The sequence below is a fragment of the Peribacillus sp. ACCC06369 genome (assembly GCF_030348945.1).
In the GTDB taxonomy this organism is placed as follows: Bacteria; Bacillota; Bacilli; order Bacillales; family DSM-1321; genus Peribacillus.
The window spans coordinates 113667-135737 of the sequence record NZ_JAUCEN010000002.1; the positions used below are offsets into that span (position 1 = coordinate 113667).

21 protein-coding genes and 2 other annotated features (1 of these 23 cut by a window edge) are annotated in these 22071 nt (G+C 41.3%); all 21 genes read left to right on the top strand.

What is annotated here, in order from left to right; genetic code table 11:
- Positions 1-121 (top strand) — a binding site (T-box leader); it begins 128 nt to the left of the window's first position.
- An 84-nt stretch (positions 122-205) separates the two neighbouring features.
- The 21 genes from cysE (at position 206) to tuf (ending at position 21993) form a co-directional block, all read left to right on the top strand.
- Entirely contained in the window at positions 206-856 is a 651-nt protein-coding gene (cysE, locus tag QUF78_RS01330; RefSeq protein ID WP_289323322.1) for a serine O-acetyltransferase, read from the top strand.
- 1 nt (position 857) lies between these two features.
- The gene (cysS, locus tag QUF78_RS01335) at positions 858-2255 is read left to right on the top strand and encodes a cysteine--tRNA ligase (RefSeq protein ID WP_289323323.1); all 1398 of its coding nucleotides are present in this window, start codon (positions 858-860) and stop codon (positions 2253-2255) included.
- Positions 2256-2258: 3 nt separating this feature from the next.
- Positions 2259-2681 carry a Mini-ribonuclease 3 gene (locus QUF78_RS01340; protein ID WP_289323324.1) on the top strand — a complete coding sequence of 141 codons (423 nt, stop codon included), beginning with the start codon at positions 2259-2261 and terminating at the stop codon, positions 2679-2681.
- Positions 2678-3421 carry a 23S rRNA (guanosine(2251)-2'-O)-methyltransferase RlmB gene (gene rlmB, locus QUF78_RS01345; RefSeq protein ID WP_289318639.1) on the top strand — a complete coding sequence of 248 codons (744 nt, stop codon included), beginning with the start codon at positions 2678-2680 and terminating at the stop codon, positions 3419-3421. Before QUF78_RS01340 ends, rlmB begins: the two co-directional genes overlap by 4 nt.
- Positions 3422-3425: 4 nt before the next feature.
- Positions 3426-3935 (top strand): NYN domain-containing protein, encoded by a 510-nt coding sequence (locus QUF78_RS01350; RefSeq protein WP_289323325.1) that lies wholly within the window; start codon positions 3426-3428, stop codon positions 3933-3935.
- Positions 3936-4020: 85 nt separating this feature from the next.
- Entirely contained in the window at positions 4021-4653 is a 633-nt protein-coding gene (sigH, locus tag QUF78_RS01355; protein WP_289327208.1) for an RNA polymerase sporulation sigma factor SigH, read from the top strand.
- A gap of 201 nt (positions 4654-4854) precedes the next feature.
- Positions 4855-5004, top strand: coding sequence for a 50S ribosomal protein L33 (rpmG, locus tag QUF78_RS01360; RefSeq protein ID WP_289323326.1), 150 nt, complete (start codon positions 4855-4857; stop codon positions 5002-5004).
- A gap of 51 nt (positions 5005-5055) precedes the next feature.
- On the top strand, positions 5056-5238 hold the full coding sequence (secE, locus tag QUF78_RS01365; RefSeq protein ID WP_214751063.1) for a preprotein translocase subunit SecE: 183 nt from the start codon (positions 5056-5058) through the stop codon (positions 5236-5238).
- A gap of 257 nt (positions 5239-5495) precedes the next feature.
- Complete coding sequence (gene nusG, locus QUF78_RS01370; protein WP_289323327.1) at positions 5496-6029, top strand: transcription termination/antitermination protein NusG; 534 nt, start codon at positions 5496-5498, stop codon at positions 6027-6029.
- 174 nt (positions 6030-6203) lie between these two features.
- Positions 6204-6629 carry a 50S ribosomal protein L11 gene (gene rplK, locus QUF78_RS01375; RefSeq protein ID WP_034305057.1) on the top strand — a complete coding sequence of 142 codons (426 nt, stop codon included), beginning with the start codon at positions 6204-6206 and terminating at the stop codon, positions 6627-6629.
- A 104-nt stretch (positions 6630-6733) separates the two neighbouring features.
- Positions 6734-7429, top strand: coding sequence for a 50S ribosomal protein L1 (rplA, locus tag QUF78_RS01380; RefSeq protein ID WP_061440375.1), 696 nt, complete (start codon positions 6734-6736; stop codon positions 7427-7429).
- Positions 7430-7478: 49 nt separating this feature from the next.
- Positions 7479-7629: a sequence feature (ribosomal protein L10 leader region), on the top strand.
- Positions 7630-7668: 39 nt separating this feature from the next.
- Positions 7669-8169: a 50S ribosomal protein L10 gene (rplJ, locus tag QUF78_RS01385; RefSeq protein ID WP_289323328.1), complete on the top strand. Its 501-nt coding sequence runs from the start codon at positions 7669-7671 to the stop codon at positions 8167-8169.
- A gap of 64 nt (positions 8170-8233) precedes the next feature.
- Positions 8234-8593, top strand: coding sequence for a 50S ribosomal protein L7/L12 (gene rplL / locus QUF78_RS01390; protein WP_289323329.1), 360 nt, complete (start codon positions 8234-8236; stop codon positions 8591-8593).
- 198 nt (positions 8594-8791) lie between these two features.
- A complete protein-coding gene (locus QUF78_RS01395; RefSeq protein WP_289318829.1) occupies positions 8792-9397 on the top strand; it encodes a class I SAM-dependent methyltransferase in 606 nt (201 codons plus the stop codon).
- Positions 9398-9635: 238 nt separating this feature from the next.
- Positions 9636-13205 (top strand): DNA-directed RNA polymerase subunit beta, encoded by a 3570-nt coding sequence (gene rpoB, locus QUF78_RS01400; protein ID WP_289323330.1) that lies wholly within the window; start codon positions 9636-9638, stop codon positions 13203-13205.
- A 178-nt stretch (positions 13206-13383) separates the two neighbouring features.
- The gene (rpoC, locus tag QUF78_RS01405) at positions 13384-16983 is read left to right on the top strand and encodes a DNA-directed RNA polymerase subunit beta' (RefSeq protein ID WP_289323331.1); all 3600 of its coding nucleotides are present in this window, start codon (positions 13384-13386) and stop codon (positions 16981-16983) included.
- 291 nt (positions 16984-17274) lie between these two features.
- Positions 17275-17523, top strand: a complete 249-nt coding sequence (locus QUF78_RS01410) for a 50S ribosomal protein L7ae-like protein (RefSeq protein ID WP_034305040.1) — start codon at positions 17275-17277, stop codon at positions 17521-17523.
- A gap of 104 nt (positions 17524-17627) precedes the next feature.
- On the top strand, positions 17628-18050 hold the full coding sequence (gene rpsL, locus QUF78_RS01415; protein ID WP_061440379.1) for a 30S ribosomal protein S12: 423 nt from the start codon (positions 17628-17630) through the stop codon (positions 18048-18050).
- A 41-nt stretch (positions 18051-18091) separates the two neighbouring features.
- Positions 18092-18562, top strand: a complete 471-nt coding sequence (gene rpsG, locus QUF78_RS01420; RefSeq protein ID WP_034305035.1) for a 30S ribosomal protein S7 — start codon at positions 18092-18094, stop codon at positions 18560-18562.
- A 44-nt stretch (positions 18563-18606) separates the two neighbouring features.
- Entirely contained in the window at positions 18607-20685 is a 2079-nt protein-coding gene (gene fusA / locus QUF78_RS01425; RefSeq protein ID WP_289323332.1) for an elongation factor G, read from the top strand.
- 120 nt (positions 20686-20805) lie between these two features.
- Positions 20806-21993 carry an elongation factor Tu gene (tuf, locus tag QUF78_RS01430; RefSeq protein ID WP_053349066.1) on the top strand — a complete coding sequence of 396 codons (1188 nt, stop codon included), beginning with the start codon at positions 20806-20808 and terminating at the stop codon, positions 21991-21993.
- Positions 21994-22071 lie beyond the last annotated feature (78 nt).

A 22071-nucleotide genomic window follows, 5' to 3' on the forward strand; every position in this document is an offset into this window, starting at 1 on the left:
TAGGCACAGGCGGAATGTCCTCCGTTACAGGGATTAAAGTTGGGGATGAAAAAACAGGGGAAAGCTTTACCTGCTTCGTATATTCCAAACAGAGTGGAACCGCGCTTAAAGCGTCTCTGTCTATTTGGACAGAGACGCTTTTTTATATGCATTAAAAGCTTCAAAAGGGGATGTAGGAAAAGGACGGAACATAGGGGGAATCATTTTGTTAAAGATGTTTAAAGAGGATATCGAAGTGGTTTTTGATCAAGATCCTGCTGCGCGCAGTTATGTGGAAGTCATTTTGACGTATGCAGGTTTACATGCGATTTGGAGTCATAGGATGGCTCACGCGCTATTCAAGAAGAAGTTCTTTTTCCTAGCGAGAAGTATATCTCAAATCAGCCGGTTTTTCACCGGAATTGAAATTCATCCAGGAGCTACCATTGGCCGTCGTTTCTTCATTGACCATGGTATGGGAATCGTCATTGGCGAAACTTGTGAGATTGGTGACAATGTATCTGTCTTTCAAGGTGTAACCCTTGGGGGGACAGGAAAGGAAAAGGGAAAACGTCATCCTACGATAAAGGATAATGTGTTGATTGCTACAGGAGCAAAAGTGCTGGGTTCCATAACTGTTGGGGAAAACTCAAAAATCGGTGCAGGATCGGTCGTTTTAAAGGAAGTGCCACCTAATTCTACAGTGGTGGGAATTCCAGGTAAAGTAGTCATTCAAGATGGTATCAAAATCAACAAAGACCTAAATCATTGTGATCTTCCTGATCCAATCGCTGATCGCTTTAAGGAATTGGATAGTGAACTCAGGGCCTTAAGAGCGAAGCTGGCTGAACAAAAGCAGGAAGAAAGGAGTCTATAATATGGCGATTAAAATATATAACACAGCTACAAGAAAAAAGGAAACCTTCGTCCCGATTGAAGAGGGAAAGGTGAAGATGTACGTATGCGGACCCACTGTCTATAATTACATTCATATTGGTAATGCACGACCGGCAATCGTATTCGATACCGTTCGTAGGTATTTGGACTACCGTGGATATGATGTGCAATTCGTTTCGAACTTTACGGATGTGGATGATAAGCTGATTCGCGCGGCAAAAGAATTGGGCGAAGATGTCCCGACAATATCAGAGCGTTTCATCAAGGCTTATTTTGAAGATGTGTCCGCATTGGGCTGCAAAAAAGCGGATGCTCACCCAACCGTAATGGAGAACATGGATGCAATCATTGAATTCATCTCGGCATTGATTGAAAAAGGATTTGCTTATGAATCTGAAGGGGATGTGTATTACCGTACCCGTAAGTTTGAGGGGTATGGAAAACTTTCACATCAGTCCATCGATGAGCTGCGAGTAGGGGCCCGTATTGAAATAGGTGAGAAAAAACAAGATTCCCTTGATTTTGCCCTTTGGAAGACGGCCAAGGATGATGAAATATCTTGGGAGAGCCCATGGGGAAAAGGGCGTCCTGGCTGGCATATAGAATGCTCCGCAATGGTCAAAAAGTATTTGGGCGATACAATCGATATTCATGCAGGAGGTCAAGATCTAGCTTTCCCGCATCATGAAAATGAAATTGCACAATCCGAAGCTTTGACAGGTAAGACCTTTGCGAATTATTGGATGCATAACGGGTATATAAATATTGAGAATGAAAAAATGTCTAAGTCATTAGGCAATTTCGTTCTTGTGCATGACATCATTCAGAAGCATGATCCACAAGTGTTACGCTTCTTTATGTTATCCGTACATTACCGTCATCCCATCAATTATAGTGAAGAAGTGCTTGAAAATGTAAAAGCGTCCCTTGATCGGTTAAGGACATCTTATCAAAACTTAAAGCATCGCCTTCAGGTAAGCGACGGATTGACTGAGAATAATGATATTTGGTTGGAGAAGCTTAATGGATTACATGAACAATTCATTAAGGAAATGGACGATGATTTCAACACAGCTAATGCAATATCCATACTCTTCGAACTTTCCAAACAGGCAAATTATTACTTGATGGAGAAAAACACAGACAAGGAAGTCATTGATGCTTTCCTTGAAAAATTCAATACCTTATTTTCTGTCCTAGGTTTGTCACTTGAAGAAGATGGGCTTTTGGATGAAGAAATCGAAGGTTTGATCCAGCAGAGAATTCAAGCGCGGAAAGACCGCAATTTTGGGTTATCTGATGAAATTCGTGATCGTTTGAAAAACATGAATATCATATTAGAGGATACCCCTCAAGGTACAAGATGGAAAAGAGGGTAATTAATGCTTCATTACGATAGTAACGTAGATGCAAAAATGCTGAACAGTTTGGCTTTAGCTTATATAGGTGATGCTGTATACGAAACGTATATCCGGCATCATCTCATTCAAAATGGTGCGGTCAAGCCCAATCTACTTCACAAAAAAGCTACATCTTTTGTAGCGGCTAAAGCTCAAAATAAGATTATCCATTTTTTCCTTGAGTCAGATTGGTTATCGGAAGAGGAATCCGCTGTGGTTCGGCGCGGCCGAAATGCAAAATCCGGTTCGGTCCCGAAGAATACGGATGTGCAAACGTATCGCTACAGTACCGCTTTCGAGGCACTTATGGGATTTTTGTATTTATCCGGTCGAATAGAAAGAATGGAAGAACTAATCAAAAAATCTATTGAATACATTGAAGAAGAAAAGGGGAGTAACCCATGAGCGAAGAATATATCATTGGCAGAAACCCCGTATTGGAAGCTCTTCGCTCCGAACGGGATATTAATAAAATTTGGATAGCCGAAGGCTCGCAAAAAGGCTCGATGCAACCACTTATCGGTCTGGCGAAGGAAAAGAAGGTATTCGTGCAAATCGTGCCGAAGAAAAAAATTGACCAAATGGCAGAAGGCATCCATCAAGGTGTTGTCGCACAAGTGGCTGCATATGAATATGTGGAATTGGATGACCTATTCGCAAAAGCGGCTGAACGGGACGAAGCACCTTTTTTCATGATTCTTGATGAAGTTGAAGATCCGCATAATTTAGGTTCGATCATGAGGACGGCTGATGCAGTCGGTGCCCATGGAATCATCATTCCAAAAAGAAGAGCGGTGGGCTTGACGGCAACAGTGGCGAAAGCTTCAACTGGTGCGATTGAATATATTCCGGTTGCTCGCGTGACAAACTTGGCAAGGGCAGTGGAAGAGTTGAAAGAGCGAGGGGTATGGATAGTGGGTACCGATGCGAAAGGCAGCGATGATTACCGTAACATGGACGGAAAGATGCCTATCGGACTTGTTATCGGTAGCGAAGGAAAAGGTATGGCCCGGTTAATGAAGGATAAATGTGATTTTCTCATCCGTCTTCCCATGGCAGGACAGGTAACTTCGTTAAATGCATCGGTAGCAGCCGGTTTATTGATGTATGAGGTTTATAGAAAAAGAAATCCTCTAGGGCAATGATGGGATGAACATTCTGTTGGTGGACGGTTATAACATTATTGGAGCCTGGCCGGAACTGAGAGAATTAAAAGAACGGGATCTTGCTGCTGCAAGAGACCGGTTGATTGAAATGATGGCGGAATATCAAGCATTTACCGGATACCGTGTAATTGTCGTATTTGACGCTCAATATGTTCAGGGGATTGCCCGTATATTCAAAAATCATAAAGTTGATGTAATTTTCACAAAAGAAAATGAAACTGCGGATGAAAGAATAGAAAAGATGGCCATTGAACTGAATAACGTTAAAACGCAAATCCAAGTGGCAACCTCTGACTTTACAGAACAGTGGGTGATCTTTGGCCAAGGGGCTCTAAGGAAATCCGCTCGTGAACTGCTTATTGAAATGAAAGAAATTCAAGGGGAAATCAAGAAAGATGTAAGAAAAACAACGACAATAAAACCCGCTGTTAAAATTCCTTTAAGTGAAGAAGTGGCAGAAATTTTCGAAAAATGGCGCCGAGGTAAAATTTGAACCATTGACGGGTAAATTTTACCTGCTGTATAATATTTCTATCTGAGTCAGGTCAGGGGGATATAATGTGGGTCTCAAATTCGGAATGAAGCTGAACGAAAAGTATCTGCAGTTTGAGGATGATGAATTGATAGGGTTGGTTCACACTGGTGATAGTGAAGCGCTGGATTATTTGATCCAAAAGTATCGTAATTTTGTTAGAGCAAAAGCAAGGACTTATTTCTTAATTGGTGCAGATAAGGAAGACATCGTGCAAGAAGGTATGATTGGTTTATATAAAGCCGTCCGTGATTTTAAAGGGGATAAGTTATCTTCCTTTAAAGCATTTGCAGAACTGTGCATTACGAGGCAGATCATAACAGCTATCAAAACAGCAACACGTCAAAAACATATTCCGCTCAATTCCTATGTTTCCCTGGACAAGCCCATTTATGATGAGGATTCGGACCGAACTCTAATGGATATTATATCGGGTACGAAAGTTTTGGACCCGGAAGAGCTTATCATCAACCAAGAAGAGTTTGACGATATCGAATTAAAGATGGCCGAGCTCCTGAGTGATCTTGAGAGAAAAGTGTTAGCTCTTTACCTAGATGGACAAACCTACCAAGAAATTTCGGAAGAGTTGAACCGACATGTTAAGTCAATCGACAACGCCCTTCAGCGGGTGAAAAGAAAGCTCGAGCGCTATCTGGAAGTAAGGGAAATCAGTTTATAATCCCTCCGCTTTTTCCGCTTAATTTCATCTGTCCCTTCTCCACATGGAAGTTTATTATTCACTGAAATTTTTAATGGCATGTTAAGAAACCAATGGTTTGATTTCCGGTATCCATAATGGGCTAAACCCGCTTTGACATTGACAATAAAAAACAGCCGTGATAAGGTTTTATGGATATAGTAGATAGGATAGGTGTATCTAATGCGAAAAAAAATAGTTCTTGCCTGCACTGATTGCGGTTCAAGAAATTATAGTTATGAAAGCAAACAATCGACAAGCGGAGACCGCCTGGAAATCAAGAAATTTTGCAGCACGTGCAACTCACACTCGATTCATAAAGAAACGAAATAACCGTTTTATAAATAGATTGACAGAAGCTTCTAATGCTTGGAGGATACATTCATGAAACGTTTTACCGAATTTTTCAGCGGAGTCGCTCGCGAAATGCAAAAAGTAAGCTGGCCTAAACGCAAGGAGCTTACCAAATATACAATCGTGGTAGTGACGACTGTATTGTTTATGGCTTTATTCTTTACAGTGGTCGATTTGGGCATTTCCGAATTAATTCGCTTAGTTATTGAATAAGAGATTCGAAAATAAGGTATAATAGTGATAGAATAATATGTGTCAGCAGAAAAGCCCGGAAACGGGTTTTTTAATTTGTCTTTTTTAAGAAGTGAAGAAGTTCAAAATCGAGCACTGCTGTAATATGAATCATCATAATTTATTCTAGTTAAGTCGGGATGACGACGGTTTGGTATTTTGGCTAAAACGTTCAAAGATAAAGATTAATAAAGAAAATGATTGATTGCAGGGAGGGAAGGACGTTAAAGTCCTAACACATGGAAAAGAATTGGTATGTAGTTCACACCTATTCAGGTTATGAGAATAAGGTTAAGGCTAACTTGGAAAAACGTGTTGAGACTATGGGGATGGAAGACAAGATCTTTCGCGTTGTAGTTCCAGAAGAAGAAGAAACAGAAATTAAAGATGGCAAAAAGAAAGTGACCAAAAAGAAAGTATTCCCAGGTTATGTACTGGTTGAGATCATCATGACGGATGATTCTTGGTATGTTGTCCGGAATACGCCTGGCGTAACAGGCTTCGTAGGTTCATCTGGAGCTGGGTCAAAACCGACTGCGTTGCTGCCGGAAGAAATTGAAGTCGTTCTTAAACGAATGGGCGTGGATGAAAGTAAATTCGAAGTTGATTTTGAAATCGGTGAAACGGTTCAAGTTAAAGAAGGACCATTTGCAACCTTTGCAGGACCTATTGAAGAACTTGATAAAGATAAAGGTAAAGTAAGGGTTCTAGTCAATATGTTCGGTCGTGATACACCGGTTGAACTTGATTTTAATCAAGTGGAAAAATTATAAACGGAAAAAAACTTGAAATTGTCATTTGAAAGTGGTAAAATTTCAAAGGTCAGTATGTTTCAATTTTTAGGCCTCAACGATACAAGCATTCTTTATTAATATATAAAGAATTCAAGATGAGTGGGAGGGTATATCCCTATTACCACATCACGGACTTATAAGGAGGTGTGTCTCGTGGCTAAAAAAGTAATTAAAATGGTTAAATTGCAAATTCCTGCTGGTAAAGCGAATCCGGCACCGCCAGTCGGTCCTGCATTAGGTCAAGCTGGTGTAAACATCATGGGATTCTGTAAGGAGTTCAACGCTCGTACAGCAGATCAAGCTGGTCTAATTATTCCTGTTGAAATCACGGTATTTGAAGACCGTTCATTTACATTCATTACAAAAACTCCACCGGCTGCAGTATTGCTTAAGAAAGTAGCTGGTATCGAGTCTGGTTCTGGTGAACCTAACCGTAATAAAGTTGCTACAGTCAAGCGTGATCAAGTGCGCGAGATTGCTGAAACTAAAATGCCTGACCTAAACGCTGCAAGCGTTGAAGCTGCAATGCGTATGGTTGAAGGTACTGCTCGCAGCATGGGTATTGTCATCGAAGACTAATCCATGTAATTGCTATTTGTTTCTACGGGGTTGCGATTGATACTCGCAACCTTTATTCGTGGGAGGTTATACCGTTAAAACCACAATTTAGGAGGATTTATATCATGGCGAAAAAAGGTAAAAAGTATCTTGAAGCAGCTAAGCTTGTAGAAGTTTCTAAGGCTTACGCTGTAACTGAAGCAATCGAAGTTGCTAAAAAAGCTAACTTCGCAAAATTCGATGCGACTGTTGAAGTTGCTTTCCGTTTAGGCGTAGACCCTAAGAAAGCTGACCAACAAATTCGTGGAGCGGTTGTTCTACCGAATGGTACTGGTAAAACTCAACGCGTATTAGTATTCGCTAAAGGCGAAAAAGCAAAAGAAGCGGAAGCTGCTGGTGCTGACTACGTTGGCGAATCTGACTTCATCAACAAAATCCAACAAGGATGGTTCGAATTCGACGTAATCGTTGCGACTCCAGACATGATGGGTGAAGTTGGTAAACTTGGCCGTGTATTAGGACCTAAAGGATTAATGCCTAACCCTAAAACTGGCACTGTAACATTCGACGTAACGAAAGCTGTTAATGAAATCAAAGCTGGTAAAGTTGAATACCGCGTAGATAAAGCAGGTAACATCCATGCTCCAATCGGTAAAGTATCTTTCGAAGATGCTAAACTAGTGGAAAACTTCACTACTATCTATGATACGTTAATGAAAGTTAAACCTGCGGCGGCTAAAGGAACATACATGAAAAACGTTTCTGTAACTACTACAATGGGCCCTGGTGTGAAAGTTGATCCTTCTACTTTCAATAAATAATAATTGACATTCCAAAACTATTGTTGTTATAATAAGTTTTGTTGTGAATAAATGAATATCATTTGTACCGTAGACAGTAGGTGCTCGTTACGAGCTTAATTCCCTGCCGAGGTAATTCGATAATAATAGTCCTTGACTATGACTTTTGAAATTACTGCCTTCATGTCTGCAATAGAGATGAAGGCTTTTTCTTTGAAACGGTATAAATGTTTTCAAGCAAATCTACAGGAGGTGTAAGGATGAACGCAATTATTGAACAAAAGCAAAAAATCGTTGCTGAGATTACTGGTAAATTAACTGCAAGCCAATCAACAGTAGTTGTTGACTACCGTGGATTGACTGTTGCTGAATTAACAGAACTTCGTAAGCAACTTCGTGAAGCTGGCGTTGAGTTTAAAGTTTACAAAAACTCTTTAACTCGCCGTGCTGCGGAAAGTGCTGAACTTAGCACTTTAAACGAATCTCTAACAGGACCAAACGCAATTGCATTCTCAACTGAAGATGTTATTGCGCCAGCAAAAATCCTTAACGATTTTGCGAAAAAACATGAAGCTTTAGAAATCAAAGCTGGAGTTATCGAAGGAAATGTTGCAACTGCTGAAGAAATTAAAGCTCTTGCAGAACTACCTTCACGCGAAGGCCTACTTTCAATGCTACTCAGCGTGCTACAAGCACCTATGCGCGGACTTGCTATTGCTACAAAAGCAGTTGCAGATCAAAAAGAAGAACAAGGCGCGTAAGCTAACCGCTTATTTTGCCTATTGATTCAAAAAAAAAACCAACCATTTCGAGGAGGAAATAAAAATGACTAAAGATCAAATCTTAGAAGCAGTTAAAAACATGACTGTTTTAGAATTAAACGACCTTGTAAAAGCAATCGAAGAAGAATTTGGCGTAACTGCTGCTGCACCTGTAGCTGTAGCTGCTGCTGGTGGCGCTGCTGCTGAAGAACAAACTGAGTTTGATGTTATCCTTACATCTGCTGGAGATCAAAAAATCAAAGTTATCAAAGCTGTACGTGAAGTTACAGGTCTTGGACTTAAAGAAGCAAAAGAACTTGTTGACAACACTCCAAAAGCAATCAAAGAAGGCGCTACTAAAGAAGAAGCTGAAGAAGTTAAAGCTAAACTTGAAGAAGTTGGAGCTGGCGTTGAAGTTAAGTAATCTTGCATAAACAAAAAGCTCGCTATCACTGGCGGGCTTTTTTTCTTCATTTTAATGAAATGACGGAAATACGCCGTTAATGGTTTGATTAATTAAGAGGTTTTCGTTATTCAAACATTCCGGCATGCAAGCATCCATTCTTCAAATCTCTTCTCTCATTAAATCTTCAATATTCCTTTCTGATAGGGGGAGATGACTCTGACAGAGCATTACTACTCACATAAACCGGATGTCGTAAGCAATCCGAAGTTTTGGGATTTTACATTAAAGGGACGTACCTTTCGCTTCAAAAGTGATAATGGTGTTTTTTCGAAAAAGGAAGTTGATTTCGGATCGCGTCTTTTGGTTGAGAGTTTTAACCTTAATGAAGCTGTGGAAGGAGATATTCTTGATGTTGGTTGCGGTTATGGACCAATCGGAATATCGATTGCGGCAGCTTATCCCGATAGAGCGATAGAAATGATTGATATAAATAGCCGGGCAGTTGAGTTGTCAAAAGAGAATGCAGCTACTAATGGGATCGCAAATGTGAAGATTTACGAAAGTGATCGTTTTGACAAAGTTGGCTCCAATCAATTCGCGGCAATTCTTACGAACCCTCCCATTCGCGCAGGCAAAAGTGTAGTCCACGAAATTTTAGAAGAAAGCTATCGCAGTTTGGTAGCTGGTGGAGAATTATGGGTTGTCATTCAAAAAAAACAAGGGGCTCCATCCGCAATGGATAAAATGGAGCAATTATTTGGCAATATTGAAGTGCCCGTTAAGAAAAAAGGTTACTATATACTATTATCCAAAAAGGTTTGACTCTAAATTTTCGCTATGTTAGTATTATAAAATGCATATATATAATTCCGTAACTATGCAATTTTTATACCATTGGTGTATAACCAATGGATAATATGGGAAAAATATATAAATAATAGTTCGTTTTATGAGAAATAGTGGTTTTTAAAATAAAAACCATTTTCTTTTTGTCTATGGAAATGATTCCTTTTCCGGGGCAAATGGATCCTTATAACGCTTGATTTAAGGGGTGAATCAGTTGACAGGTCAACTTGTTCAGTATGGACGACACCGCCAACGTAGAAGTTATGCAAGAATCAGTGAGGTTTTGGATCTTCCGAATCTGATTGAAATTCAAACAGCTTCTTATCAATGGTTTCTAGATGTAGGTTTAAAGGAAATGTTCCAGGATATTTCTCCTATTGAGGATTTTACAGGTAATTTATCGTTAGAATTCATCGATTACAGCTTAGCTGAGCCGAAGTATTCTGTGGGAGAAACAAAAGAACGCGATGTTACGTATTCTGCACCACTTCGTGTGAAAGTGCGCCTTGTTAACAAAGAAACAGGGGAAGTGAAAGACCAGGATGTATTTATGGGCGACTTCCCGCTGATGACTGAAACAGGTACATTTGTCATCAATGGTGCTGAACGGGTAATTGTATCCCAATTAGTGCGCTCACCGAGTGTTTACTACAATGGGAAAATGGATAAAAACGGTAAGCTTGGGTTCTCTGCGACCGTCATTCCTAACCGTGGCGCATGGCTCGAATATGAAACAGATGCCAAGGATGTTGTGTATGTTCGAATCGATCGCACCAGGAAATTACCGATAACGGTATTGATGCGTGCCCTTGGATTCGGAACTGATCAAGAAATCATTGATTTGATCGGTGACAACGAATACCTTCGCAACACTCTTGAAAAGGATAACACCGAGAGTGTAGAAAAAGCATTGCTAGAAATCTATGAGCGTCTACGCCCAGGTGAACCACCTACTGTCGATAACGCGAAAAGTCTTTTAGTATCCCGCTTTTTCGATCCGAAACGTTATGATTTAGCTAACGTAGGTCGTTATAAAATAAACAAAAAACTGCATATCAAGAACCGTTTATTCGGACAACGTATTGCAGAGACTTTGATTGATCCTGAAACAGGGGAAATCATCGTTGAAAAAGGTACAATGCTTGATCGTCGGACTCTTGATAGGATTCTGCCTCATATCGAAGCTGGAATCGGATTCAAAACTTTCCATCCATCAGGTGGCGTAGTAGAGGAAGAAACTCTTCTTCAACCTATTAAAGTCTTTGCACCAAACGATGCTGAAGGCGAAAAAGTGATCAATATCATCGGGAATGCATATGTGACCGACCAGGTCAAAAACATTACACCGGCTGATATCATTTCTTCCATTAGTTATTTCTTTAACTTATTGCATGGTGTGGGAATCACAGATGACATTGACCATTTAGGTAACCGTCGTCTGCGTTCCGTTGGTGAATTGCTGCAAAACCAATTTAGAATTGGTTTATCCCGTATGGAGCGTGTCGTTCGTGAAAGAATGTCTATTCAAGATACGAATACAATCACTCCGCAGCAACTAATTAACATTCGCCCAGTCATTGCGTCTATTAAAGAGTTCTTTGGAAGCTCACAGCTTTCCCAATTCATGGATCAAACGAATCCGCTTGCAGAATTGACGCATAAACGTCGTCTATCTGCATTGGGGCCTGGTGGTCTGACACGTGAGCGTGCTGGCTTTGAAGTACGTGACGTTCATTATTCCCACTATGGCCGTATGTGTCCGATTGAAACGCCTGAGGGCCCGAATATTGGTTTGATTAACTCATTGTCCAGTTTTGCAAAGGTAAACCCATATGGTTTCATTGAAACACCATATCGCCGTGTGAATCCTGAAACTGGTAGAATTACAAGCCAAATCGATTACTTAACAGCTGATGAGGAAGATAACTATGTAGTTGCCCAAGCGAATGTACGTCTATCAGATGACGGCTCATTCCTTGATAATGATGTTGTTGCACGTTTCCGCGGTGAAAATACCGTTGTTCCGCGTGACCGCGTAGATTACATGGATGTATCTCCTAAACAGGTTGTATCTGCTGCGACAGCATGTATTCCTTTCTTGGAGAATGATGACTCCAACCGTGCCCTTATGGGAGCGAACATGCAACGTCAAGCAGTGCCTTTGCTACAACCGGAAGCCCCTCGAGTCGGAACGGGTATGGAATATGTTTCAGCGAAAGACTCCGGTGCTGCTGTCATCTGTAAACACCCTGGTATCGTAGAGCACGTTGAATCACGTGAAGTATGGGTTCGCAGGGTAAGTGAAGTTGACGGACAGCAAGTAAAAGGAAACCTTGATAAATACCGTCTATTAAAATTCATTCGTTCTAACCAAGGAACGTGCTATAATCAACGCCCTATCGTCAGTGTTGGCGACAACGTCGTAAAAGGTGAGATTCTTGCTGATGGTCCTTCAATGGAAAAAGGTGAGTTAGCACTTGGACGTAACGTATTGGTTGCCTTCATGACATGGGATGGGTATAACTATGAAGATGCCATCATCATGAGTGAGCGATTGGTTAAAGATGATGTGTACACTTCTATTCATATTGAAGAATATGAGTCTGAATCACGCGATACGAAATTAGGACCTGAAGAAATCACCCGTGATATCCCTAATGTAGGGGAAGATGCGCTTCGTAATCTTGATGAGCGCGGAATAATCCGTGTGGGGGCTGAAGTAAAAGACGGAGACCTTCTAGTTGGTAAAGTCACGCCTAAAGGTGTAACGGAACTGACTGCTGAAGAACGTCTATTACATGCAATCTTCGGTGAAAAAGCTCGTGAAGTAAGGGATACATCACTTCGTGTACCTCACGGCGGCGGTGGAATCGTTCTTGATGTTAAAGTATTTAACAGAGAAGACGGCGATGAACTACCTCCTGGTGTAAACCAGCTCGCACGTGTTTATATCGTACAAAAACGTAAAATCCATGAAGGCGATAAAATGGCTGGACGACATGGTAACAAAGGGGTAATCTCCAGGATCCTTCCTGAAGAAGATATGCCTTATTTACCAGATGGCACTCCAGTCGACATCATGTTAAACCCATTGGGTGTACCTTCACGTATGAACATCGGTCAAGTGTTGGAGCTTCACTTAGGTATGGCTGCACGCGCACTTGGCATTCATGTAGCATCTCCTGTATTCGATGGTGCTACTGAGGAAGACGTTTGGGGTACGATTGAAGAAGCCGGGATGTCCCGTGATGCAAAAACTGTTCTTTATGATGGCCGTTCAGGTGAAGCTTTCGATAACCGTGTATCCGTTGGTGTCATGTATATGATCAAACTGGCACATATGGTCGATGATAAACTTCACGCACGTTCAACTGGACCTTACTCCCTTGTTACGCAGCAACCACTTGGTGGTAAAGCGCAATTTGGTGGACAGCGTTTCGGTGAGATGGAAGTATGGGCACTTGAAGCTTATGGTGCTGCTTATACATTACAAGAAATCCTAACCGTTAAATCAGATGATGTCGTAGGTCGTGTTAAAACGTACGAAGCGATTGTCAAAGGTGAAAATGTCCCTGAACCAGGCGTTCCTGAGTCCTTCAAAGTATTGATTAAGGAGCTTCAAAGTTTAGGATTGGATGTTAAAATTCTTAATGCCGAAGATCGTGAAATCGAAATGCGTGATTTGGAAGATGAAGAAGAAGCCAACCAAGCAGACAAATTAAGCCTTGATTCAGAAACTAAAGATATGGTTGCTTCCGAAGTAGGGGCACCTGTCAAAGAATAAATATAAACATTTCTAGTTATATATCACCCGCTCTGACTGGCAGCAAGATGTTTCTTTGAAGATCATGCTGCCTTGTTAGAGCCTTATTGATTCAATCAACCATCATCCGGTGTAAGATTGCCTGATACTTGACGGCAATCGAGGGTTAAACCTGGAGATTAAAAGGGAGGTAGGCCCCTTGTTAGACGTTAATAATTTTGAGTATATGAAAATTGGTCTTGCTTCACCAGACAAGATTCGTTCTTGGTCCCATGGAGAAGTTAAAAAACCAGAAACAATCAACTATCGTACGTTAAAGCCAGAAAAAGACGGTTTATTCTGTGAGAGAATTTTTGGACCTCAAAAGGACTGGGAATGTCATTGCGGAAAATATAAACGTGTTCGTTATAAAGGCGTAGTCTGTGACCGTTGTGGCGTCGAAGTCACTCGTGCTAAGGTACGTCGTGAGCGTATGGGTCATATTGAGCTGGCAGCTCCAGTTTCACACATATGGTATTTTAAAGGAATCCCTAGCCGTATGGGTCTTGTTCTTGACATGTCTCCACGTGCATTGGAAGAAGTTATATACTTCGCATCTTACGTAGTAACTGAAACGGGCGATACAACTTTAGAAAAGAAACAACTTCTTTCTGAAAAGGAATATCGTACATACCGTGAGAAATACGGTAAGAAGTTCCAAGCTGCCATGGGTGCGGAAGCTATTAAAAAACTTTTACAAGATATTGATACGGAAAAGGAAGTAGAGTCGTTGAAAGAGGAGCTTAAAACAGCTCAAGGACAACGCAGGACCCGTGCAATCAAACGCTTGGAAGTGCTTGAAGCATTCCGTAACTCCGGAAATGAGCCTTCATGGATGATCCTGGACGTGCTTCCGGTCATTCCACCGGAACTTCGCCCGATGGTTCAACTTGATGGTGGACGTTTTGCCACATCTGATCTAAATGATTTATATCGCCGTGTTATCAACCGTAATAATCGGTTGAAAAGATTACTGGACCTTGGAGCACCAAGCATTATCGTTCAAAATGAGAAGCGTATGCTACAAGAAGCTGTCGATGCTCTTATCGATAATGGCCGTCGCGGCCGTCCGGTAACTGGACCTGGTAACCGTCCGTTGAAATCTTTATCTCACATGTTAAAAGGTAAACAAGGTCGTTTCCGTCAAAACCTTCTTGGTAAACGTGTTGATTATTCTGGCCGTTCCGTTATCGTAGTTGGACCAAACTTAAAGATGTACCAATGTGGTCTTCCGAAAGAAATGGCGATTGAATTATTCAAACCATTCGTTATGAAGGAGCTTGTTCAAAGAGGTCTAGCGCATAACATCAAATCTGCCAAGCGCAAAATTGAACGTTTATCTCCTGAAATATGGGATGTACTAGAAGAAGTCATTAGAGAACATCCAGTACTATTGAACCGTGCACCGACTCTTCACAGACTTGGTATCCAAGCGTTTGAACCAACGTTGGTTGAAGGTCGCGCAATTCGTTTGCATCCGCTCGTATGTACAGCTTACAACGCTGACTTTGACGGTGACCAAATGGCGGTCCACGTTCCTCTATCTTCTGAAGCCCAAGCCGAAGCACGCATGCTTATGCTTGCAGCACAGAACATTTTGAACCCTAAAGATGGTAAACCTGTCGTAACACCTTCTCAAGATATGGTATTAGGTAACTATTACTTAACATTGGAAAGAGAAGGCGCTATCGGAGAGGGTATGATCTTTAAAGATACAAGTGAAGCATTACTTGCATACCAAAATGGATATGTACACCTGCATTCCCGTTGTGGCGTACATGCATCATCACTAAATAATGAAACTTTCACTGAAGCGCAAAACAGCCAACTTCTAATTACGACTGTCGGTAAATTGATCTTCAATGAAATTTTACCAAAATCATTCCCGTATATTAACGAACCAACACGATATAATTTGGAAACGAAAACTCCAGAGAAATATTTTGTGGAAAAAGGCGCTAATATCCCTGAAATGATTAAGGCCCAACCGGCTATTGATCCATTCAAGAAACAAATTCTTGGGAATATCATTGCGGAAGTCTTTAAACGTTTTAAAATTACCGAAACATCCAAAATGCTTGACCGGATGAAAGATCTTGGATTCAAATATTCGACAAAAGCTGGTATTACCGTTGGTGTGGCTGATATTGTCGTTTTAAAAGAAAAACAAGAGATCATCACTGAGGCTCAAACCAAAGTGGATAACGTCTTGAAACAGTTCAGACGTGGTCTGATTACAGAGGATGAGCGTTATGATCGCGTTATCTCAATTTGGAGTGCTGCCAAGGATACCATCCAGTCCAAACTTATGGACTCACTGGACCGACGCAACCCGATCTTCATGATGAGTGACTCCGGTGCCCGTGGTAATGCTTCCAACTTTACGCAGCTTGCTGGTATGCGAGGTTTGATGGCCAACCCGGCTGGACGTATCATTGAATTACCGATCAAGTCAAGTTTCCGTGAAGGTTTAACAGTGTTGGAGTACTTCATCTCTACACATGGTGCGCGTAAAGGTCTTGCCGATACAGCACTTAAAACAGCCGATTCAGGTTACCTTACCCGTCGACTTGTTGACGTTGCCCAAGATGTCATCATCCGTGATGACGATTGTGGAACGGACCGCGGCTTGAAAATTTCAGCCTTGAGAGAGGGTACTGAAATAATCGAGCATCTTGAAGAGCGCCTAGTAGGCCGTTATGCAAGAAAAGCGATTAAACATCCAGAAACAAATGAAGTGATCGTGGCTGAAAATGATCTTATCACTGAAGATCTTGCTGATTATATTGATTCACTTGGAATTGAAACAGCTTGGATTCGTTCTGCCTTTACATGTAACACCAGCCATGGTGTATGTAAAAAATGTTATGGACGCAACTTGGCTACCGGTCAAGAAGTTGAAGTGGGCGAAGCAGTCGGTATTATCGCCGCTCAATCAATCGGTGAACCTGGTACACAGTTAACGATGCGTACATTCCATACTGGTGGGGTTGCTGGGGACGATATCACTCAAGGTCTTCCTCGTATCCAAGAGATATTTGAAGCGAGAAACCCTAAAGGTCAAGCTGTCATTTCCGAAATCGAAGGAACGATTGTTTCGATTAATGAAATTCGGGATAAACAACAGGAAATCGTTGTTCAAGGAGCAGTTGAATCACGCACATATACTGCGCCGTACACAGCGCGTTTAAGAGTAACTGTTGATACGCCTGTCCGTCGTGGTGAAGAGTTAACAGAGGGTTCTATCGATCCGAAAGAATTGCTGAAGGTTACAGATGTACTTACTGTTCAGGAATACCTGCTTCATGAAGTTCAAAAAGTATACCGGATGCAAGGGGTTGAAATCGGTGATAAACACATCGAGGTAATGGTTAGACAAATGATGCGTAAAGTCCGTGTGCTTGACGCAGGTGAAACTGAAGTTCTTCCAGGAACATTATTGGATGTTAACCAATTCACTACTGCAAACACAGATGCATTGCTGACTAACAAGTTACCTGCTACAGGACGCCCTGTATTACTGGGTATCACGAAAGCATCCCTAGAAACGGATTCCTTCTTGTCCGCCGCGTCATTCCAAGAAACGACTAGAGTCTTGACTGATGCAGCAATAAAAGGAAAACGTGATGAATTGCTTGGACTTAAAGAAAATGTCATCATCGGTAAACTTGTCCCTGCAGGAACAGGAATGCTTAGATACAGAAAAGCAAACCCTGTCGTTGTTGGTGACGAAAGTGCCGATACAGTAACAGTGGATTAAAGGAAAAAGGACCAGCTCAATTAAAACTGAAAACCGCACTCCTGTATTCGAGTGGAGCTGAAGGGTCAGAATTTATTGTGCTGGTCTCTCTTATTACTCAAGGAAGCCTGAAAAGAAGTATGAGGAATGGATATATTACCTCTAGGCAAATTGATAATCTTAATAGAATTATGTAAGGAAAACCTTTTGCTTGAAATATTTTTTATGAAAGAAGTTGACAGTATCCGACTTATAATGATACTATAGCAAAGGTGCTCCTATGTTACCCTGTAACTTTGGAGGATATGGACCATGTCTTATGAAAAAGTAATACAGGCAAAGTCAGTGATTATAGGGACGAAACAAGCAGTTAGAGCTCTTAAAAACAATTTAATTCAAGAAGTTATCATCGCTGATGATGCAGATATATACTTGACTGGGCGTGTCGTTGAGACCGCTAAAGAATTGGATGTTCCTATCACATATGTTGATTCGATGAGAATGCTTGGCAAAGCATGTGGTATTGATGTCGGAGCAGCAACTGTTGCCATTAAAAAGTAAAAATGTTTTTGCAATAATATTTGCAAAGACTTTGTTTTTACCCATTTATGAACCACCTGGATGTGTGGTACTAGAAATGAAAACGTGAAGGGAGGAAAAATGTAATGCCTACTATTAATCAATTAGTGCGTAAAGGACGCGAGTCTAAAGAGGTTAAATCAAAATCTCCAGCACTTAACAAAGGCTACAACAGCTTTAAAAAAGCACAAACTAACGTATCATCTCCGCAAAAACGTGGTGTTTGCACTCGTGTGGGTACTATGACACCGAAAAAACCAAACTCCGCGTTACGTAAATATGCGCGTGTACGTTTAACAAACGGTATCGAGGTAACAGCTTATATCCCAGGTATCGGTCACAACCTACAAGAACACAGCGTGGTTCTTATCCGTGGCGGTCGTGTAAAAGATTTACCAGGAGTACGTTATCACATCGTACGTGGTGCTCTTGATACTGCTGGAGTTAACAATCGTATGCAAGGCCGTTCTAAATACGGTACTAAGCGTCCGAAAGCAGCAAAAAAATAATCTCAAACAAAAATTAAACTTTCTTGAAAGGAGGAAATATAATGCCTCGTAAAGGACCTGTAACGAAAAGAGACGTATTACCAGATCCAATTTATAATTCAAAACTTGTGACTCGCTTAATCAACAAATTAATGGTTGATGGACAAAGAGGTAAATCACAAAAAATTCTTTACTCTGCATTTGATTTAATCAAAGAACGTACTGGCAATGAGTCGATCGAAGTTTTTGATCAAGCACTTAAAAACATCATGCCTGTATTAGAAGTAAAAGCACGCCGTGTGGGTGGAGCTAACTATCAAGTACCAGTTGAGGTGCGTCCAGACCGTAAATCGACTCTAGGACTTCGTTGGTTAGTAAAATACTCTCGCCTTCGTGGAGAAAAAACGATGGAAGAGCGTTTAGCTTATGAAATCATGGATGCTGCTAACAATACTGGAGCAGCAGTTAAGAAACGTGAAGATACACACAAAATGGCTGAAGCTAACAAAGCATTCGCTCATTATCGCTGGTAAGATTAATTACTATAAAATCCTTATAGAAGGAAGGAGAAAGACAAATGGCAAGAGAGTTCTCCTTAGCAAACACTCGTAATATCGGTATCATGGCTCACATCGATGCTGGTAAAACGACAACAACAGAACGTGTTCTATATTACACTGGTAAAATCCATAAAATTGGTGAAACACACGAAGGTGCTTCACAAATGGACTGGATGGAACAGGAACAAGAACGCGGAATCACGATCACATCCGCTGCAACAACTGCACAGTGGAAAGGTCACCGTGTAAACATCATCGATACACCGGGACACGTAGACTTCACAGTTGAAGTTGAACGTTCTTTGCGTGTACTTGATGGAGCTGTAGCTGTACTTGATGCCCAATCAGGTGTTGAGCCTCAAACTGAAACAGTTTGGCGCCAAGCTACAACTTACGGTGTACCACGTGTCGTATTCGTAAATAAAATGGACAAAATCGGTGCAGACTTCCTTTACTCAGTTGGAACTATCATCGACCGTCTACAAGCTAATGCACACCCGGTTCAGTTACCAATCGGCGCTGAAGATCAATTCTCTGCAATCATTGACCTTATTGAAATGAAAGCTCATTTCTATGGTAATGACCTAGGAACTGATATCTCTGTTGGTGAAATTCCTGAAGAACATCGCGAATTAGCTGAAGAATACCGTGAAAAGCTAGTTGAAGCAGTTGCAGAAGTTAATGAAGACTTAATGGAAAAATACCTTGGCGGCGAAGAAATCAGCGTTGCTGAATTAAAAGCTGCTATTCGTACAGCAACCGTTAATGTTGAATTCTTCCCAGTTATCTGTGGATCAGCTTTCAAAAACAAAGGTGTTCAATTAATGCTTGATAACGTTATCGACTTCCTTCCATCTCCATTGGACGTACCAGCTATTAAAGGTATTCTGCCGGATTCAGAAGAAGAAGTAGAACGTCATTCAGATGATTCTGAACCGTTCTCAGCTTTAGCGTTTAAAGTTATGACTGATCCTTACGTTGGTAAACTTACATTCTTCCGTGTGTACTCAGGTACATTAGAATCAGGATCATATGTAATCAACTCAACTAAAGGTAAACGTGAACGTATTGGACGTATCCTTCAAATGCACGCAAACAGCCGTGAAGAAATATCAACTGTATACGCAGGGGATATCGCTGCTGCTGTTGGATTGAAAGATACTACAACTGGAGATACACTATGTGATGACAAGAACCAAGTAATTCTTGAATCAATGGTATTCCCAGAGCCGGTTATTTCACTTTCAGTTGAACCGAAATCAAAAGCAGACCAAGACAAAATGTCTCAAGCTTTACAAAAGCTACAAGATGAAGATCCAACATTCCGTGCGCATACTGACCAAGAAACTGGTCAAACGATCATCGCTGGTATGGGTGAACTTCACTTGGACATCCTTGTTGACCGTATGCGTCGCGAATTCAAAGTGGAAGCAAACGTTGGTGCTCCTCAAGTAGCATACCGTGAAACTTTCCGTGGTTCAGCTAAGGTTGAAGGTAAATTCGTTCGCCAATCAGGTGGTCGTGGACAATTTGGACACGTATGGATTGAATTTGGTCCAAACGAAGAAGGTAAAGGATTCGAATTTGAAAATGCTATCGTCGGTGGTGTAGTACCACGTGAATATATCCCTGCTGTACAAGCTGGATTAGTTGATTCACTTGACCGTGGTGTACTTGCTGGTTACCCGCTAGTCGACATCAAAGCAAAATTATTTGACGGTTCTTACCATGACGTTGACTCCAACGAAATGGCATTTAAAATTGCTGCTTCAATGGCACTTAAAAATGCTGCTTCTAAGTGTAAACCGGTTATCCTTGAACCAATCATGAAAGTGGAAGTAGTTATTCCTGAAGATTATCTAGGCGACATCATGGGAGATATCACATCTCGTCGTGGTCGCGTAGAGGGTATGGAAGCTCGCGGTAACACGCAAATGGTTAAAGCGATGGTTCCACTATCTGAAATGTTCGGATATGCTACATCTCTACGTTCTAACACACAAGGACGCGGAACATTCTCTATGCACTTCGACCATTATGAAGAAGTACCTAAGAGCATTTCTGAAGAGATCATCAAAAAAAATAAAGGTGAATAATTGATTTTCACCTCTTATTAAAGTATAACTATCTTATGTAAGCTGTGATGGAAGAATTAGTCTTCTTTCACAGCCCTATATACTTAATCTTTTATTTATAATTTTAAGGAGGAATTCCTAATGGGAAAAGCTAAATTTGATCGTTCAAAACCGCACGTTAACGTTGGAACAATTGGTCACGTCGACCATGGTAAAACAACTCTAACAGCTGCAATCACAACTGTACTTGCTAAAACTGGTGGAGCAGAAGCTCGCGCTTATGACCAAATCGATGGTGCTCCAGAAGAAAGAGAACGTGGTATCACAATCTCTACTGCACACGTTGAGTACGAAACAGCTACTCGTCACTATGCACACGTTGACTGCCCAGGACATGCTGACTATGTTAAAAACATGATCACTGGTGCTGCACAAATGGACGGCGGAATCCTAGTAGTATCTGCTGCTGATGGCCCAATGCCACAAACTCGTGAGCACATCCTTCTTTCTCGTCAAGTAGGTGTACCATTCCTAGTAGTATTCATGAACAAATGCGACATGGTTGATGACGAAGAACTTCTTGAATTAGTAGAAATGGAAATTCGTGACCTTCTTTCTGAATATGAATTCCCTGGCGATGACATTCCAGTTATCAAAGGATCTGCACTAAAAGCTCTTCAAGGAGAAGCTGCTTGGGAAGAAAAAATTCATGAATTAATGACAGCTGTTGACGAGTATATCCCAGAACCAACTCGTGACACTGACAAACCATTCATGATGCCAGTTGAGGATGTATTCTCTATCACTGGTCGTGGTACAGTTGCTACTGGCCGTGTTGAGCGTGGACAAGTTAAAGTCGGTGACGTTGTTGACATCATCGGTTTCAACGAAGAGTCTAAACCAACAACTGTAACAGGTGTTGAAATGTTCCGTAAACTTCTTGACTATGCTGAAGCTGGTGACAACATCGGTGCACTTCTTCGTGGTGTATCCCGTGAAGATATCCAACGTGGACAAGTACTTGCTAAACCAGGTACAATCACTCCACACACAAAGTTCAAAGCTGAAGTTTATGTTCTATCTAAAGAAGAAGGTGGACGTCACACTCCATTCTTTACAAACTACCGTCCTCAGTTCTACTTCCGTACAACTGACGTAACTGGTATTTGTAACCTTCCAGAAGGCGTAGAAATGGTTATGCCTGGAGACAACATCGAAATGACTGTAGAACTTATCGCTCCAATCGCTATCGAAGAAGGTACTAAATTCTCTATCCGTGAGGGTGGACGTACTGTAGGCGCTGGCGTCGTTGCTACAATCACTGAGTAATTAATTCTTAAATGAATATTGGAAGGGACGCCTTCCGGGAAAAGCAGATGGGACGCCATCTGCTTTTTTTCTATTTAG